At 61.8% G+C, this 15016-nt stretch carries 16 protein-coding genes and 1 pseudogene; 10 read left to right on the top strand and 7 right to left on the bottom strand.

From position 1 onward, the window contains the following. Positions 1 to 19 precede the first annotated feature (19 nt). From VEZ38_RS19630 to VEZ38_RS19610, 5 genes are all read left to right on the top strand, one after another. Positions 20 to 1561, top strand: coding sequence for an extracellular solute-binding protein (locus VEZ38_RS19630; protein WP_324896558.1), 1542 nt, complete (start codon positions 20 to 22; stop codon positions 1559 to 1561). Between the two features lie 155 nt (positions 1562 to 1716). Then, positions 1717 to 2154 carry a DMT family transporter gene (locus VEZ38_RS19625; RefSeq protein WP_324896556.1) on the top strand — a complete coding sequence of 146 codons (438 nt, stop codon included), beginning with the start codon at positions 1717 to 1719 and terminating at the stop codon, positions 2152 to 2154. 22 nt (positions 2155 to 2176) lie between these two features. Continuing rightward, positions 2177 to 2872: a Crp/Fnr family transcriptional regulator gene (locus VEZ38_RS19620; RefSeq protein ID WP_324896554.1), complete on the top strand. Its 696-nt coding sequence runs from the start codon at positions 2177 to 2179 to the stop codon at positions 2870 to 2872. Then, positions 2869 to 3333 (top strand): DMT family transporter, encoded by a 465-nt coding sequence (locus VEZ38_RS19615; RefSeq protein WP_324896552.1) that lies wholly within the window; start codon positions 2869 to 2871, stop codon positions 3331 to 3333. The genes VEZ38_RS19620 and VEZ38_RS19615 overlap by 4 nt, the downstream gene beginning before the upstream one ends. Before the next feature lie 146 nt (positions 3334 to 3479). Next, a complete protein-coding gene (locus VEZ38_RS19610) occupies positions 3480 to 4412 on the top strand; it encodes a J domain-containing protein (RefSeq protein WP_324896550.1) in 933 nt (310 codons plus the stop codon). 46 nt (positions 4413 to 4458) lie between these two features. On the opposite strand, the gene arsC is transcribed toward VEZ38_RS19610, so the two are convergent. Genes arsC through VEZ38_RS20670 form a run of 3 tightly spaced genes read right to left on the bottom strand, consistent with a single transcriptional unit; the run spans position 4459 to position 6971 of the window. Continuing rightward, entirely contained in the window at positions 4459 to 4890 is a 432-nt protein-coding gene (gene arsC, locus VEZ38_RS19605) for an arsenate reductase (thioredoxin) (RefSeq protein WP_324896548.1), read from the bottom strand. Between the two features lie 16 nt (positions 4891 to 4906). After that, positions 4907 to 6199 carry an arsenic transporter gene (locus VEZ38_RS19600; RefSeq protein WP_324896547.1) on the bottom strand — a complete coding sequence of 431 codons (1293 nt, stop codon included), beginning with the start codon at positions 6197 to 6199 and terminating at the stop codon, positions 4907 to 4909. Positions 6200 to 6218: 19 nt separating this feature from the next. Then, positions 6219 to 6971, bottom strand: coding sequence for a metalloregulator ArsR/SmtB family transcription factor (locus VEZ38_RS20670; RefSeq protein ID WP_414694743.1), 753 nt, complete (start codon positions 6969 to 6971; stop codon positions 6219 to 6221). Between the two features lie 143 nt (positions 6972 to 7114). On the opposite strand from VEZ38_RS20670, the gene VEZ38_RS19585 reads away from it, so the two are divergent. Then, positions 7115 to 7402: a metalloregulator ArsR/SmtB family transcription factor gene (locus tag VEZ38_RS19585; RefSeq protein WP_324896545.1), complete on the top strand. Its 288-nt coding sequence runs from the start codon at positions 7115 to 7117 to the stop codon at positions 7400 to 7402. 66 nt (positions 7403 to 7468) lie between these two features. Next, complete coding sequence (locus VEZ38_RS19580; RefSeq protein WP_324896543.1) at positions 7469 to 8542, top strand: NAD(P)/FAD-dependent oxidoreductase; 1074 nt, start codon at positions 7469 to 7471, stop codon at positions 8540 to 8542. On the opposite strand, the gene VEZ38_RS19575 is transcribed toward VEZ38_RS19580, so the two are convergent. Together VEZ38_RS19575 and VEZ38_RS19570 are read right to left on the bottom strand one after the other, a co-directional pair. Further along, a complete protein-coding gene (locus tag VEZ38_RS19575; RefSeq protein WP_324896542.1) occupies positions 8537 to 9121 on the bottom strand; it encodes a TetR/AcrR family transcriptional regulator in 585 nt (194 codons plus the stop codon). The genes VEZ38_RS19580 and VEZ38_RS19575 overlap by 6 nt on opposite strands. Positions 9122 to 9135: 14 nt before the next feature. Continuing rightward, the gene (locus VEZ38_RS19570) at positions 9136 to 9540 is read right to left on the bottom strand and encodes a hypothetical protein (protein ID WP_324896540.1); all 405 of its coding nucleotides are present in this window, start codon (positions 9538 to 9540) and stop codon (positions 9136 to 9138) included. Positions 9541 to 9716: 176 nt separating this feature from the next. Between VEZ38_RS19570 and VEZ38_RS19565 the strand changes: the two genes are divergently transcribed. Next, positions 9717 to 10133, top strand: coding sequence for a hypothetical protein (locus tag VEZ38_RS19565; protein ID WP_324896538.1), 417 nt, complete (start codon positions 9717 to 9719; stop codon positions 10131 to 10133). A gap of 28 nt (positions 10134 to 10161) precedes the next feature. Here the strand turns inward: VEZ38_RS19565 and VEZ38_RS19560 are convergent, their stop codons facing one another. After that, a complete protein-coding gene (locus VEZ38_RS19560; RefSeq protein ID WP_324896536.1) occupies positions 10162 to 10668 on the bottom strand; it encodes a hypothetical protein in 507 nt (168 codons plus the stop codon). A 934-nt stretch (positions 10669 to 11602) separates the two neighbouring features. On the opposite strand from VEZ38_RS19560, the pseudogene VEZ38_RS19555 reads away from it, so the two are divergent. Together VEZ38_RS19555 and metE are read left to right on the top strand one after the other, a co-directional pair. Next, positions 11603 to 11767: pseudogene (locus VEZ38_RS19555) on the top strand (DUF5597 domain-containing protein); the annotation flags it as partial. Between the two features lie 117 nt (positions 11768 to 11884). Continuing rightward, positions 11885 to 14155: a 5-methyltetrahydropteroyltriglutamate--homocysteine S-methyltransferase gene (metE, locus tag VEZ38_RS19550; RefSeq protein WP_324896534.1), complete on the top strand. Its 2271-nt coding sequence runs from the start codon at positions 11885 to 11887 to the stop codon at positions 14153 to 14155. Between the two features lie 17 nt (positions 14156 to 14172). Here metE and VEZ38_RS19545 read toward each other — a convergent pair. Then, positions 14173 to 15016, bottom strand: an 844-nt coding sequence (locus VEZ38_RS19545) for a LysR family transcriptional regulator (protein ID WP_324896532.1), incomplete at its 5' end; no start/stop codon positions are given.

Raw genomic sequence — 15016 nt, 5'->3', positions numbered from 1 at the left:
ATAAGAAGGGGACAGTACAATGAATCGAAAATGGAAAACGGCCCTCGCCTCGCTTCTGACCTTGTCCATGCTCGCGGCTTGCTCCGGCGGCGGCGGCGCTTCCTCGAACGGGGAAGGCGGCGAGCGCAAGCAGGTCAAAATTATCGTCGGCGGCAACGTGCAGGAATTTCCGGCGGGCGTCACCAAGGACGACAACTTCATTATGGAGTATTGGGAACGAGAGAGCGGCTTCGACGTCGAGCTGGAAATTCTTCCGCTCGAGGGCGGCGACGAGAAGCTGAACGCGATGCTCGTCTCGGGCGAGGCGACCGGCATCATTATCAAGGGCGGCACCGAGTGGCTCGCGAACCTCGTGCATCAGGACGTGCTCGAGCCGTTGGACGAACACCTCAAGGGGACGTCGCTCGAGAACCTGTACCCCGAGCTGCATTCCGCGGCGACGATCGACGGGAAGCGTTACGGCATTCTGACGCCGGACGCGATCGCGGCGCAGGCGACGGCGTTCCTCGTTCGCAAGGATTGGATGGTCGAGGACGGCTTCGCGCAACAGCCGAAGACGTTCGAGGAGTTCAACGCGCTGCTGAAGTCGTTCAAGGATCGTGGCGTCGTTCCGATCGGCGTCAGCGGCACGCCGCACAGCTCCACCTTCTCCCCGTTCATGGGCATGTTCGGCATCCCGACGGAATTCGCGCTGCGCGACGGCAAGGTCGTCTACAACCCGATCAGCCCGCAAGCGAAGCAGTTCCTGACGTACATGAATCAGCTGTATAAAGACGGCATGCTTCCGAAGGATTTCGCGATGCTGAACGAGCAGAGTCTTCAGGAGATGTTCACCGGCGGCAAGATCGGCTTGTTCGTGCTGCCGTACCCGTGGCCGTCCAAGACGATCATCCCGACGATGGCGGAAGCCGGCGCCGACGTGAAATTCATGGACTTCCCGACAGGCGTCGACGGCAAGCCGTCGTACGCGAGAGCGTACTTCCCGGTCGGACCGTCCGCCGCGATCGCGAAAGGAACGAAGGACGTCAAGGCCGCCGTCGAATTCATCGAGTTTCTGCTCAAGCCGGAGACGCAGAAAATCACGAACTACGGCATCGAGGGCGAGCATTACACGATGGAAGGCGAGCGCATGGTGCCGACGGAAGAAGGACTTAACATCGCGTGGTCCGTCTACTTCAAGCAGCTGGCCGATCCGAACGAGTGGTACAACATGTACGGCGTAATGGCCGAGTGGGCGGAATATTACTATCCGGTCGAGCGCAACGCCGCGAAGGAAGACGTCGATCCGGTGTTCTTTATGCCGCCGCAGCCGGAGCTCGTCGCGATCAAGAAGGATCTCGATACGAAGGTAGACCAGTATTATACGGAGTTCGTCATGGGCCAGCGCAGCCTCGATCAATTCGACGCCTTCGCCGAGGAGTGGCTGAAGGGCGGCGGCCAGCAGGTGCTGGACGGCTACAACGAGCTGTACCAGTCGCTCGGCTCGCCGGAGTTCAAGTATAACGAATACTACGTCGGCGATTTGTATACGGGCGCGAACTTGTTCGACGGCACGAAATAACAACGGCGCAAGGCGGCTCCTCCCGGTCGGAGGGGCCGTCTTTCGTTTCGTTGTGAGGGCGAACGCGGCGCGTCCGGGACATATGTCCTTCCATTCCGCGTTCCGATCGCTATGATGTAAAATATAGCGAGGAATCGAACGAGGGGCGAAGGAACGTGAGAGGGAATTGGATCGGCGGGGCGTTCGCGTTGTTCGGCGGCGCGTTCATAACGCTGCAAGGGGTGGCGAACGCCCGCATCAGCCAAGATACGGGAACGTGGCAAGCGGCGGCGTTGACCCAATGGACGGGATTCGCCGCGGCGCTGCTGCTGCTGCTGGCGTTCCGCGACCGGGGGTGGCGGGAGTTCAAGCGGGTGAAGCCGCCGTATTTGTTCGGCGGGGCGTTGGCCGCCGTCATTATTTACGCGAACGTCTCGGCGATCGAGCGCATCGGCGTGACGCTGTCGATCGCCGCGGTGCTCATCGCCCAATTGGCGGTGACGTTCGCGATCGACGCCAACGGCTGGTTCGGCGTGCCGAAACGGAAGATGCGGCTGCCGCAGTTTCTCGGGCTCGGCTTGATGACGGTCGGCATCGCGTTGCTGAGCCTGTGAGCGGCGAGGGAGGTGCGAAGGCATGCCGACGGACCAACGCATAATCCGCGTGAAGCGAGCGCTGGAGGCGCACGGGCTCGATGCGGTCTTTCCCGAGCCGCTGCTGCCGCATTTCGCGCCGGTCGACCTGGCGCCGGGGGCGCTCGTCTGCGCGCAAGGGGACGCCGCGGGCGCCCTCTACGTCATCGTCGAAGGGAAAGTCAAGGTGTATCATCATTCCGCCGAAGGACGGACGCTCGTCGTCTCGTTCTGTTCGGCGCTCGAGGTCATCGGGGATATCGAATTCGTCCGCGGGCTCGACTTCATTAATACCGTCGAGGCGGTCACGCCCGTGCGCATGCTCGCCATCGAGCATCGGTGGCTGCGATTGTACGGCGATGATCACGCGCCGCTGCTGCGCTTCCTCCTCGACATCGTGACGAAAAAATTTGCGACGAAGTCGAATTCGTTAAGCTTTCAGCTGTTGCACCCCGTCGAGGTGCGGCTGGCCAGCTATTTGCTGGCCGCGGCCGAGGAGGCGGGGCCGGCCTCGGAAGGCCGACTGCCGGCGTCGGCGCTCGCGGACGCGGCGAGCTTTATCGGCACGAGTCACCGGCATCTGAACCGGGTCGTGCGGAAGCTCTGCGAGGCGGGCTGGATCGAGCGGAGCCGGGAATGCGTCATCGTTAAAAACAAGGAAGCGCTGCGCGCGCTTTCGTTCGGGGAGCGAAGCTTATGACGGCGGGATTGACGCTGGCGATTCTCGCCGGGGCGCTGGTCGGGTTGCAAAACGTATTCAATCACCGCGTCAGCGAGCGCGCGGGCACATGGCCGACGATCGCGCTCGTCTTGGGCTTCGGCTTCGCGGCGTCGCTCGCGCTCGGATGGCTGGCGGAAGGCCGCCGCATGTTCGCGCTGCCGGACATGCAGCCTTGGTATTGGTTCAGCGGCTTGATCGGCGTCGGGGTCGTGCTGTGCCTGGTTCAGGGCATTCGATGGCTGGGACCGACCTACGCGGTGTCCATCGCGCTCGCTTCGCAGCTCGGCTTCGCGCTGCTGTTCGACGCGCAAGGCTGGCTCGGGCTGGAGCGCATCCCGCTGTCCCCCGTAAAACTGCTCGGGGCGGCGGTTGTCGTCGCGGGGATCATCGTCTTCAAGGCGGGCGAGACGCGCAGGGGCGAGCCGGCGCCCGGCGAATGAGGCCGGAGCCGAGCCGACGGAAGAAGGCGCGCGAGAGCACAAGCACGTCCCGGGCGGGTTCGCCGCGGGGCGTGTTTTTTTTAATCATTTGTACGATGAAACCAACGCGGTATAATGGGAGTAGAAGATTATGAGGTGACGACGAGATGACCGAGACGAACGAGAACGAACTGACATTGGAAAGAGCGTACGAAATCCTCGGGCTGACGAACGGCGCGCCGAGGGAAGAGGTCGAGAAGCGGTACGAGCTGCTGCTTCGCAAGTCGCGGGGAGGCCGGCAGGGCGGCTTCGAGGAGGTCAACCGGGCGTATAAGCTGATCGTAAAGACCGAGGACGAGAAGGTCGTCGGCGAGATCGAGGCGCAGCAATACGGGAAGTACAAACGGTTCTCCGGACATGCCGCGAAAATCGATCATTTCATGAGTTATTATAAATGGCATCTCATCGGAAGCATCGCCGCCGTGCTGCTGATCGTATACGGGATATCGTCGTACATGGATCATCGCGCGGAGCAGGCGCGGCTCGCGGCGCTTCCGCCGCCCGAGCTCGAAGCGTCGTTCATCGGGCGGTTTTACTTGCCGCAGGAGGGCGACGCGACGGAGCGGCTGGAAGCGGCGCTCGTCGCTTCGATGCCGGGCTGGCAGCGGGTGGAGGCCGACGTGCTGCCGCTCGACATGGGCGCGCAAAGCACGATGGACGTCGCAATGCAGCAGAAGGCGATGGTCCAGCTCGCGACGGAGCGGCCGGACGTCTATATTATGGACGCCGATTCGTTCCAGTGGATCGCTCGCAGCGGCGGCCTTCGTCCGTTGGATGCGGAGGCGGCGGCCTGGGGCGACCTGCTCCCGGAAAGCGCCGCGATGCGCTCGGCGGTCGTAGAGTCGTCGCCTGGCAGCGCGGAGCCGGCCTTCGGCGAAGAGCATGTGTACGGGATCGACGTCGGGGCGAGCCCGCTCGCCGAGGCGCTGCCCGCGGCGAAGCGGGAGATGATCGTCGGCCTGCGCGTCGACGCGCAGCGGCCGGACAACGCGCTCGCGTTCATCGAGCGGTACTTGGAAGCGATGAAAGCGGGACAATAAGAATAAGGGGGCGCTCGCAGATGCGGGCACCCCCTCTTTTATGACATCATTTCCCGTCGCGCAGGAACGCTTCGATGCGGGCGCGGATCGCGTCGCGCACCTCGCGGAACTTCGCCGTAATTTCTTCCTCCGGTCCGGTCGCCTTCGCCGGGTCCTCGAAGCCCCAGTGCCAGCGCTCCGCCTTGTCGTTGCGGACGACCGGGCAATGGTCGTTCGCGTGACCGCACAGCGTAATGATGTAATCGGCGCGCGCGAGCGTCTCCTCGTCGATGACGTCCGACGTATGCGTCGAGATGTCGATGCCGGCCTCCTTCATGATGGCGACGGCGCGCGGATTGAGGCCGTGCGCCTCGAGGCCGGCGCTCTTCACTTCGTAGCGGTCGCCGCCGAGCGCCTTCAGGAAGCCGTCGGCGATTTGGCTGCGGCAGGAGTTGCCGGTGCAGAGGAAGTACACTAAGGGTTTGTCGGTTTCGGACATGTTCGTAACAGCCTCCTTAAGTTATGAGCATTAACCACAAATACAAGCCGACCAAGGTGACGAAGAGCGTCGGAATCGTCAGCACGATGCCGACCCGGAAGTAATACCCCCACGTAATCTTGACGCCCTTGCGGGACAACACATGCAGCCAAAGCAGCGTCGCGAGCGAGCCGATCGGCGTAATTTTCGGCCCGAGGTCGGAACCGATGACGTTGGCGTACGCGAGCGCCTCCCGGACGGCGCCGGTCGCCGTCGTCGCGTCGATCGCGAGCGCGTCGATCATGACCGTCGGCATATTGTTCATGACGGACGAGAGCAGCGCGGCGAGGAAGCCCATGCCGAGCGTCGCGGCGAACAAGCCGCGGTCCGCGAACGTTTGGATGACGCTGCCCAGCATATCCGTGAGGCCGACGTTGCGCAGCCCGTACACGACGACATACATCCCAATAGAGAAAACGACCACCGCCCACGGCGCGTCCTTCACGAGCTTCTTCGCGTCGACGGCCTTGCTCCCGCGGGCGAGCAGCAGGAACGCGAGCGCCGCGGCGCCGGCGACGAACGATACCGGCACGTCGACGAAGCCGCTCAGCAAATATGCGACGAGCAGGACGCCGAGGATGACCCACGACCAGCGGAACATGCGCATGTCTTTGATCGCGTCGGCCGGCGCCTTCAGCTGCGCGAGGTCGTAGCGGTCGGGGATGCGTTTTCGGAAGAACAGGTAGAGAACCCCGAGGCTCGCGGCGATCGAGAAGAGGCCCGGCACGACCATGCGGCTCGCATACTCGAGGAATGTGATGCCGAAGTAATCTGCGGACACGATATTGACCAGGTTGCTTACGACGAGCGGTACGGAGGCGGTGTCGGCGATAAAGCCGCCGGCCATTATGTAAGGTAAGACCATGGCGTCGGGAAATTTCAGCGCTCGCACCATCGCGAGCACGATCGGCGTCAGAATGAGCGCCGCGCCGTCATTGGCGAAGAAGGCGGAGACGCCGGCGCCGAGCAGCACGACGTAGACGAGCATGCGCCGGCCGTCGCCGCGCGCCGCCCGGGCCATGTGCAGCGCCGCCCATTCGAAGAAGCCGATCTCGTCGAGCACGAGCGAGTAGATGATGATCGCGACGAAGGCGAGCGTCGCGTTCCAGACGATGCCGGTAACGGTCGCGACGTCTTGCAGGCTGACGACCTGGAACAGCAGCGCCAGGACGGCGCCCGCGGACGCGGACCAGCCGATATTCAGCCCCTTGGGCTGCCAGATGACGAACGTTAAGGTGACGAGAAAGATGAGCGTGGCGATCCAAATCATGTCGCGGCGAGGCCTCCAGTTAACTGCATGCTGCTTTCGTTAAGGTTTGTAGCAATGCTCCGGCCGAAGGCAGGCTGTCGAACACGGGGCGGAGCCGCGGCTGATCGTCGACGGATAACGCGTAGTATACCCACTGCCCGCGTTTGGTTTCGCGCAGCAAGCCGGCGTCCTTCAGCTTGCGCAGATGCTGGCTGACGTTCGGCTGGCTCGTGCCGAGCAGCTCGACGAGCTCGCAGACGCACAGCTCGCGCTCTCGAAGCAACGCGACGATCGTGAGCCGCGTCTTGTCGCCGATGAGCCGGAACAGGCTCGCCATGTGTTCGATCGAGCCGGCCGCCGCGGCTTCGCCGTGATCGGCCTCGAGCACGTTCAAGGTGCGAAGCAGCTCCAGCACCTTCGCCTTGATGGCGTCGCGCGCCTTGCGCACCTCCGCGATATCGCCGCTCGGGAGCGGGTCGGGAATATCCCATTGGTAGTTTTGGATGCCGAAGGGCACCGCGGGACAACGCTCCTTCGCTTGCTCGCACAGCTTGACGACCGCGTTCGCGTGGAGGAACGTCTTCATGTCGATCGGCTTCGAGCGGTGCGTCGCCAGATCGAAGCCTTCTTCGCGCATGACCTCGTACGTCAACGGGTGAATGTCGTCCGTCTCGAGGCCGGCGCTCTCGACCGAGACGTTCGCCCCGCCGTACCGTCTGGCGTACGCCTCGGCGATTTGGCTGCGGCAGCGGTTCTGCATGCAGAGAAAGTAAATCCGAACGGGCTTCATCATCCGGTCGCGGCACCTCCTTTTCATTCATGATTCATTATATAATTATCTGATTATGTACGTAAAGTAAAGAAATGATGTTGACGGGAGGAACGCGTTAGGTTAATATATCGTTAAATAACGATATTACGAAGAGGGTGAACGGCTTGGACGAGCGGTTGCTGGCGTTCTTCAAGGCGTTGTCCAGCGAAAACCGGCAGCAGATCATGCTGCTGTTCGTCGGCGGGAAGCGGATGACCGTGAACGAAATCGCGGAAGCGGTCGGGCTCGGACAGTCCACGGCGTCGGAGCAGCTGGCGATTTTGAAGCGGGCGGGCTTGCTCACCGCGGAGAAGGCGGGCAAGGAAGTGAGGTACGGTCCGAATAAGGAGAATATCCTCTCGCTGGTCGATTCGTTGTCGGCGTTCCTCGGAAGGTGCTGCGACTGCGAATGAAGGGGTTGCCTTTTTCGCCCCATACATATCGTTAAATAACGAAATAACGAAAGGTGAGCGGATGCTATGGAAAATACAACGTTATACGACGCGGTCGTCATCGGGGGCGGGCAAGCCGGCCTTGCGACGGCCTACTATCTTCGGCGGGAGGGGCTTCGTTACGTCGTCTTGGAGGCGGGGAAGCAAGCGGCCGGTTCGTGGCCGGACTATTACGACAGCTTAACGCTCTTCTCGCCTGCGCGGTATGCGTCGCTTCCGGGCTTTCCGTTCCCGGGAGACCCGGACCGGTATCCGCGGAAGCGGGAGATCATCGAATATTTAACGGCGTACCGGGAACGGTTCCGCTTCCCGGTCGTAACGAACGAAGCCGTCGTATCCGTCGAGAAGCACGCGGACGGGGCGTTCGTCGTGCGAACGGAGAGGGGCAGCCGGTACGTTGCCCGCAACGTGGTCTCCGCCACGGGAGCGTTCCGCGATCCTTATCTGCCGGACGTTCCCGACCGGGAAGCATATGCCGGTCGCGTCCTCCATTCGAAGGACTACCGGTCGCCGTCGGGCTTCGAAGGCCGCCGCGTCGTCGTCGTCGGCGCCGGCAACTCCGCCGTTCAGATCGCGGCCGAGCTGGCGCAGACCGCGGACGTCACCCTCGCGACGCGGGGGCCGATCCGTTTCCTGCCCCAGCGCGTGCTCGGGCGCGACGTTCATTTCTGGGTGCGCGCCGTCGGCTTCGACCGGCTTCCGATCGGCCGCTGGCTCCGCCGCGCGCCGGGCACGGACGTGCTCGACGACGGGACGTACCGCGCCTTGATCGAAAGCCGGCGCCCCGACCGGCGGGACATGTTCGTCCGGTTCCGGAGCGACGGGGTCGTCTGGGCGGACGGCACGGCGGAGGCGGTCGACGCGGTCGTCTTCGCGACCGGCTACCGGCATCGCGCGGACTATTTGCGCGGGCTTGGCGCTTTGGACGGGGAAGGGCTTCCCGTGCAGGCCGACGGGGTCAGCCGGCGCGTTGAGGGGCTGTATTTCGTCGGCATCCCCTGGCAGCGGTCGCATGCGTCCGCGACGCTGCGGGGCGTCGGCGACGATGCGCGTTACGTCGTCCGGCGCATGAAGGCGCGCGGCTCCCGCCCCGGCCTATAGATCGCGGAGCAGCAAGGCGATGTATTCTCTCCGGTATCGGCTGTCGGCATAGTCCGAACCGGTAATTTTCTTGAACGCGGGTCCGAGCAAGGCGGGGAAGACGGAGGCGGCGATCAGCTGCAGCATCTTTGCGCGCACCAGCTTTTCCGGCTGCTCCTCCCGCGTAATTTCGAGCAACGTCTTCTGCAGCGCGGCCAATCCCTCTTGACGGAAGAAGGCGATGAATTCGTTCTGCGCCGCATTCTCCTGGATGCTCTGAACGATAAAGTTTTTAATGACGTCCGGATATTTGGAAACGGCGTCCGCGTATGAGAACAAGAAGTTTTCCAGGCGCCGCCTAGGGTCGTACCCCTCTTCCTCGAGCGCTTCGAACGCGGCGCGGAAATCTCCGGTCATTCGGGACAGCGCGGCGTTCACCGCCAGATCCTTCGAGCCGAAGTGGTAGTTGACCGAGGCGACGTTCACCCCGGCCCGCTCCGCGATTTTGCGGACGGTCACATGCTGAAAGCCCTCATTGCGAATTAAATCCAAGACGGCGTCGAGAATTTTCTCTTTGGTTTCTTGCTTGGCCTGCGACAAGTTGCTCCTCCTCCTTACGCGGCATGTCCGCCTCCCTTCACTTTACCATACCGCACCGCGTTGCCGACAATAAACAGCCCGTGCAGCGCGGTCGCGACGATGCCCATTGCGGTAAAGCCGAATACTTGGAATGAGTCCCAAAACAACAAATTGGCCCCGCCGAGGATGGCGTGAACGAGAACGGCGTACAGATGCCAAAATCGGACGTCGGGCGCGTCGGAAAACCGAATGAGCAAGAAGCCGATGGTCGCGGCCAACGCATGCGCTTCGACGAAGCCGATCGTATAAGGGGATTGCTCGAAGGCGACCGCGAGCATCCCCTTCCCCGCAAAATGCGCTAAAAACTCCTGAAAGACTTGAACGACGCCTACGGCCGTCAGGAAGACGCCGTCGGCTTGAAGCCACCGTCGACTAGACATAGAACGCACCACCCCATGTAAACAATGTTTTAAACAAAACAAATTTACCATGTCGGACGAGAGCTGTCAAAGCCTTTATGTATTCGGAAAATTATTGACAACACGATGTTGCAAACTTATGATTTGTGTAAACATAGTTTAAAACAGTATTCAAAATTAAAAGGGGCTGAGCTTTCATGGGTGGTCTTGCGTTTTGGTTCCGATTGACGAACTTGTCGGGCAGGGCTGTGTTCATTACGGGCATGTATTTGCATTTGACGGCGATTTTGTTGGGAAGGGAGCTGTTTTTAGAAAAGGTCTTCACCCCCGTCTTCGACATGGTCCTCGCGGTCCCGATGACGTTCGCGGGCGTTATGGGTTTGGCGCTATGGAAGCGGACGCGGCTGCCGACCGCCGCGCACCGCGCGGTGTACGGCGTGCTGCTGGCGTACTTCTGCGTGAGCATCGCCGTTCACGTCTCCACGTTCTTTACGCGGGACACAAGCTATATCGTCGCGTTCCCCGAGGCGTTCAGCTACTATATCATCCCGGTGCAGGCGCTGTTCCTGTACGTGTTCTCCACCGCGAAGCCGGATTCGGCGGATCGAACCTAGCTTACCTGCCCATGCCTATTGTTGCGGTTTACTGCAGCATGTGGGCGAAGCGGGCGATCGTCTCCCGCTGCTCCTCCGGCGACGCCATCGGGTGCTGCTCCCAGCCGTGCGCGCGCATCAGCTCGCCGTAGCGCTCGGCGAAATGCACCTGCTGCAGCGCCATATCGACGTGCACCCGCTTGGCGTTCGGGTGGTGCATCTGCAGCGCCGAGAGGAAATTTTCCCGCGCCATGTTTAGCGATGTCGCGCGCGTCTCCGCAAGCAGCTGTTTGAAGTCGAGCGGCCACTCCGCCATCAGCGCCGCCGCGAACCGATGCGCGATCGGCTTCAGACGGACGGGCTCCCGGCGTTCGGGATCCAGCAGCTCGAGCATCGCCCGGACGTGATCGAGCATGACGCGGATTTGCTCGGAGACGATGCGATCATACGTTTCATCCTTCGCTAAGGTACGGTATAGCGACAGCTTGGCGAGGATCGCCTCGTGCTTTTCGAGATGATTCGCCATCAGGCCGGTATCGACAGCGGGCAAACGCATAACATACCTCCGTGTGTTCGTGTTGGAATCGATATAGGGTATTCACCCAGACGCCGGGTTGTTACCGGGACGGACGGGAGGGACGGGTAGGGCCGGAAAGAAGAGCTGTCCTTCCATGCTACAATGAGGGAAAAACAGGAGGAGATGCATGAAAATGGAAAACGGGTCAGGGGCTAGAAGCGTTATCGACGACAGCCGGGCGTCTCCGGATGGGTAAAATACCGATTAGCCACCTCATTCAAGTGACCTTGGACGTTCAAAGGAACAAACCGAAAGCGATAAAATGAAGTCCCTTGGGACAGGACAACGATGGGTAGTCCGCAAAGGAGTCAGACAATCGTGGAATATGAAGCGCAATGGGCCAAAGGGAAAATGGTCATGTGAGGGTCCAGGCCAGTTCAAACGATAATGCTTCCAACGACTTGAAGCTCGCTACCTTTGCTGGTCAACCGATTCCCAACAAAACATTTTTGCGTGGGTTAGAAATACTTATCGCCGACTTGGTAAAGGCCAAAGCCGTAGGGAGGCTTAAATATTTATGGATCTCCCACCACTTTTAAGTGCAAAGCACATCATGTTCATCTGCTCCTGCAGCCGGCCTAAAGCCTACGAGATCATGCAACAGCCGCATCGCCCGGTATGGCGACTCGGCGGTATCGTGCGGATCTATCGAGACGCTTTCCTGAACAATAGGAATCAAGGAGTTCTGTTCCATCTTGATGAAGCGCAGCGAGCTCCCAAGACGTCTACAGGCCGTACTTCAGAATCTTCTTTATTCGATGGTCGTCACTATGGGAAGTTCCGGTTTGGTACATCCATCGACTGTTCTGGACGAGTTGGATCGGGGGGATGTTGACGTACTCTTGGATCGGCTTGAAAAGTCCAGGCGTATCCCTCAGCGGGTTTCCCGGAATCAGGTGCGGGCTACGGCTACGCGGCGGACTTCCTGCCGAAGCCCGGCGTGCGGATCGAGGGGGGGCGGTTCGAGGGAGACGTCTGGCGGAGAGGCCGGGTGCTGAACGGGGACGAAGGCGCGTACGGCGTCAAGCTCGGCTTAGACCCCGACATGCTGCGCGTGGAAGTGTATACGTACGAATAAGCTCGCGGGCGGCTCTATACGAAAAAGCTATAACTCCTCATAGGATTTCCGTGTTATTCGGCGGCGGCGACCCGACCCTATAATGGGCTCAAACGAGCGCGAGAAGGGGTCGAGGTTATGCAAACATCGGTAGTAGGGTATCCGAGAATCGGAGAGCGGCGGGAGCTGAAGTTCGCTTCCGAGCGGTATTTCCGAGGGGAGCTGTCGAAGGAGGAGCTGCTCGAGGCGGCTTCCCGGCTGCGGGAGACGCATTGGCGCGAACAGCGGGAGCGAGGCATCGATTATATCCCGTCCAACGATTTCTCGTTGTACGACGGGGTGCTCGATCTGGCTTGCCTGCTCAATCTGGTCCCGCGGCGGTATCGGGAGCTCGGGCTGGATCCGCTAGAGACGTATTATGCGATGGCGCGGGGCTATCAAGGCGAGGGCGGCGACGCGAAGGCGCTCCCGATGAAGAAGTGGTTCAACACGAATTATCATTACTTGGTTCCGGAGGTGGAGGCGGCGGCGGACGTTCGTCTCGTCGGGACGAAGCCGTTCGACGAATTCGAGGAGGCGCGACGGCTCGGCATCGAGACGAAGCCGACGCTCGTCGGCGCCTTCACGCTGCTGAAGCTCGCGAACGTCGCGGAAGGCGCGAGCCCGGCGCATTTCGCGGAGGGAATCGCGCGCGCTTACGGAGACATCTTGGAACGGTTCGGCCGGCTCGGGGCGGCGTGGGTGCAATTCGACGAGCCGGCGTTGGTCACGGATCTGACGGAAGCGGATCTCGCCTTGTTCCGCGCGCTGTACGAGCGAATTCTGCCGGCCAAAGGAACCGTCAAGGTGCTGGCGCAGACGTACTTCGGCGACGTGCGCGACGCGTACGAGGATCTGCTGGCGCTCCCGTTCGACGGCGTCGGCCTCGACTTCGTCGAAGGCCGGAAGTCGCTGGAGCTGCTCGAGCGGCACGGCTTCCCGGACGGCAAGACGTTGTTCGCCGGCGTCGTGAACGGGAAGAACGTCTGGAGAAATTCGTACGAGGATACCGTACGGCTTCTTAATCGGCTCCGTCGGTCCGCGAACGACGTCGTGCTGAGCGCCTCATGCTCGCTGCTGCACGTTCCTTATACGGTCGAGAAGGAAGGGGAGCTTGGCGACGCCCGCAGGAGCCGTCTCGCGTTCGCGAAGGAGAAGCTGCGGGAGCTGGCGGAGCTCGGGCGGCTGGTCGAGCAACCCGATCCGACGACGTCGGAAGCCTACTTGGAAAATGCAGCCCTCTTCGCCGCCCCCCGCGGCGGCGCGAACGAAGCCGTCCGCGCGAAGACGGCCGCCCTCGCCGAAGCGGACTTCGCGCGATCGCCGGCCTTCGCCGAACGGCGGGCGATTCAGAAGGAGAAGCTCGCGCTGCCGCCGCTGCCGACGACGACGATCGGGTCGTTCCCGCAAACCGCCGACGTGCGCGCGGCCCGGGCGGCGGCGAAGCGGGGGAGCGTCTCCGAGGCGGAGTATGAGGCGTTCCTGCGGGAGAAGATCGCGGCCTGCGTCGCGCTGCAGGAGGAGCTGGGCCTCGACGTGCTCGTGCACGGCGAATTCGAACGGAACGATATGGTGGAGTATTTCGGCGAGCGGCTGGACGGCTTCCTGTTCACGGAGCAGGGCTGGGTCCAATCGTACGGCACGCGCTGCGTCAAGCCGCCGATCGTCTGGGGCGACGTCTCCCGGCCGGGGCCGATCACGGTCGAGTACGCCGTTTACGCCCAGCGCTTGACGCGGAAGCCGGTGAAGGGCATGCTGACGGGGCCGGTCACGATCTTGAACTGGTCGTTTCCGCGCGAGGACGTGCCGCTGCAAGAGACGGCGTTCCAGCTCGCGCTGGCCATCCGGGAGGAAGTCCTGGAACTGGAGGCGAACGGCATCGGCATCATTCAGATCGACGAGGCCGCGCTGCGGGAGAAGCTGCCGCTTCGGGCGTCGGATTGGCGGAGCGAATATTTGGATTGGGCGATTCCCGCGTTCCGCTTGACGCACAGCGGCGTACAGCCGAGCACGCAAATCCACACCCATATGTGCTATAGCGAATTCGCCGATATGATTCGGGACATCGACGACATGGACGCCGACGTGATCACGCTCGAGGCGTCGCGCTCCGCGCTTGCGGTCCTCGAACCGCTCCGCGGCTCCGGATTCCGGACGGAGGTCGGACCGGGCGTGTACGACATTCATTCGCCGCGCGTGCCCGGCGTCGAGGAGCTGCGGGAGGTCATCCTGTCGCTCGCGGAACGGATCGACCCGTCGAAGCTGTGGGTAAACCCGGACTGCGGGCTAAAGACGAGAGGCGAGAAGGAAGTCCGCGCCGCCCTGAGGAATATGGTGGCCGCCGCGCGGGAAGCGAGGCGGCTTCTATAGAAGAAGAGAATGCTCTCTTAGCAGAGGGCATCCTCTTCTTCGTCGACCGCGAAGCCGAAGGCGCGGATCGTCTCCTTCAGCTTTTCGATATACCGCGCGGCCAACCCGCTCATCTGCACGCTCTCGTTCGTAATATAGCCGATTCGCATCGTCTCGTCCGTGCGCAGCCGCACCGATACGATTCTATCTCCGTTCAAGTCGCTGTTGAGCACGCCCGAGCTGATCGTGTACCCGTTCAATCCGATGAGCAGGTTGAACAACGTGGCGCGGTCGCTCACCGCGATCTTCTTCTTGAAGACGTTCGTGCTTAATATTTCTTCCGAAAAGTAGAACGAATTGTACTCGCCCTGCTCGAACGCGAGGCAAGGATAGTCGTCCAGTTCTTCGATCTCGATCAGGTCCCTCGAAGCGAGCGGATGGTCCGCGCTGATGAACACGTGGGGGTCCGCCGTAAACAGCGGATGGAACCGAACTCCCCGGTCCTTCATCAGCTTCCGCAGCACCTTGCGGTTAAACTCGCTCAAGTAGAGGATGCCGAGCTCGCTCCGCAGATGGCGGACGTCTTCGAGAATCTCGTAAGTTCGCGTCTCCCGCAGCGTGCATTCGTACTCGTTGGCGTCGAGCTCCTTCAGCAGGGCGACGAACGCTTGGACGGCGAAGGCGTAATGCTGCGTCGAGATCGCGCACAGCTTCTTGGAAGGCTTCTTATGCACGTACCGTTGCTCGAGCAATTCCGCCTGCTCGACGACTTGCCGCGCGTACGACAGAAACTCGACGCCTTCGCTGGAGAGCGCGATGCCCCGCGCCGACCGGACGAAGATGTCGATGCCGAGCTCCTGCTCCAGGTCTTTCACGGCGCTC

Source organism: Paenibacillus sp. (genome assembly GCF_035645235.1).
Lineage (GTDB): Bacteria > Bacillota > Bacilli > Paenibacillales > YIM-B00363 > Paenibacillus_AE.
This window is presented reverse-complemented; position numbering and strand designations above follow the sequence as displayed.

Bases quoted from the DNA above. Each gene is read 5' to 3' on its own strand.
- VEZ38_RS19630 (WP_324896558.1), top strand. From the start codon at position 20: ATGAATCGAAAATGGAAAACGGCCCTCGCCTCGCTTCTGACCTTGTCC.
- VEZ38_RS19620 (WP_324896554.1), top strand. From the start codon at position 2,177: ATGCCGACGGACCAACGCATAATCCGCGTGAAGCGAGCGCTGGAGGCG.
- VEZ38_RS19615 (WP_324896552.1), top strand. From the start codon at position 2,869: ATGACGGCGGGATTGACGCTGGCGATTCTCGCCGGGGCGCTGGTCGGG.
- VEZ38_RS19610 (WP_324896550.1), top strand. From the start codon at position 3,480: ATGACCGAGACGAACGAGAACGAACTGACATTGGAAAGAGCGTACGAA.
- arsC (WP_324896548.1), bottom strand. From the start codon at position 4,890: ATGTCCGAAACCGACAAACCCTTAGTGTACTTCCTCTGCACCGGCAAC.
- VEZ38_RS19600 (WP_324896547.1), bottom strand. From the start codon at position 6,199: ATGATTTGGATCGCCACGCTCATCTTTCTCGTCACCTTAACGTTCGTC.
- VEZ38_RS20670 (WP_414694743.1), bottom strand. From the start codon at position 6,971: ATGATGAAGCCCGTTCGGATTTACTTTCTCTGCATGCAGAACCGCTGC.
- VEZ38_RS19580 (WP_324896543.1), top strand. From the start codon at position 7,469: ATGGAAAATACAACGTTATACGACGCGGTCGTCATCGGGGGCGGGCAA.
- VEZ38_RS19570 (WP_324896540.1), bottom strand. From the start codon at position 9,540: ATGTCTAGTCGACGGTGGCTTCAAGCCGACGGCGTCTTCCTGACGGCC.
- VEZ38_RS19565 (WP_324896538.1), top strand. From the start codon at position 9,717: ATGGGTGGTCTTGCGTTTTGGTTCCGATTGACGAACTTGTCGGGCAGG.
- VEZ38_RS19560 (WP_324896536.1), bottom strand. From the start codon at position 10,668: ATGCGTTTGCCCGCTGTCGATACCGGCCTGATGGCGAATCATCTCGAA.
- metE (WP_324896534.1), top strand. From the start codon at position 11,885: ATGCAAACATCGGTAGTAGGGTATCCGAGAATCGGAGAGCGGCGGGAG.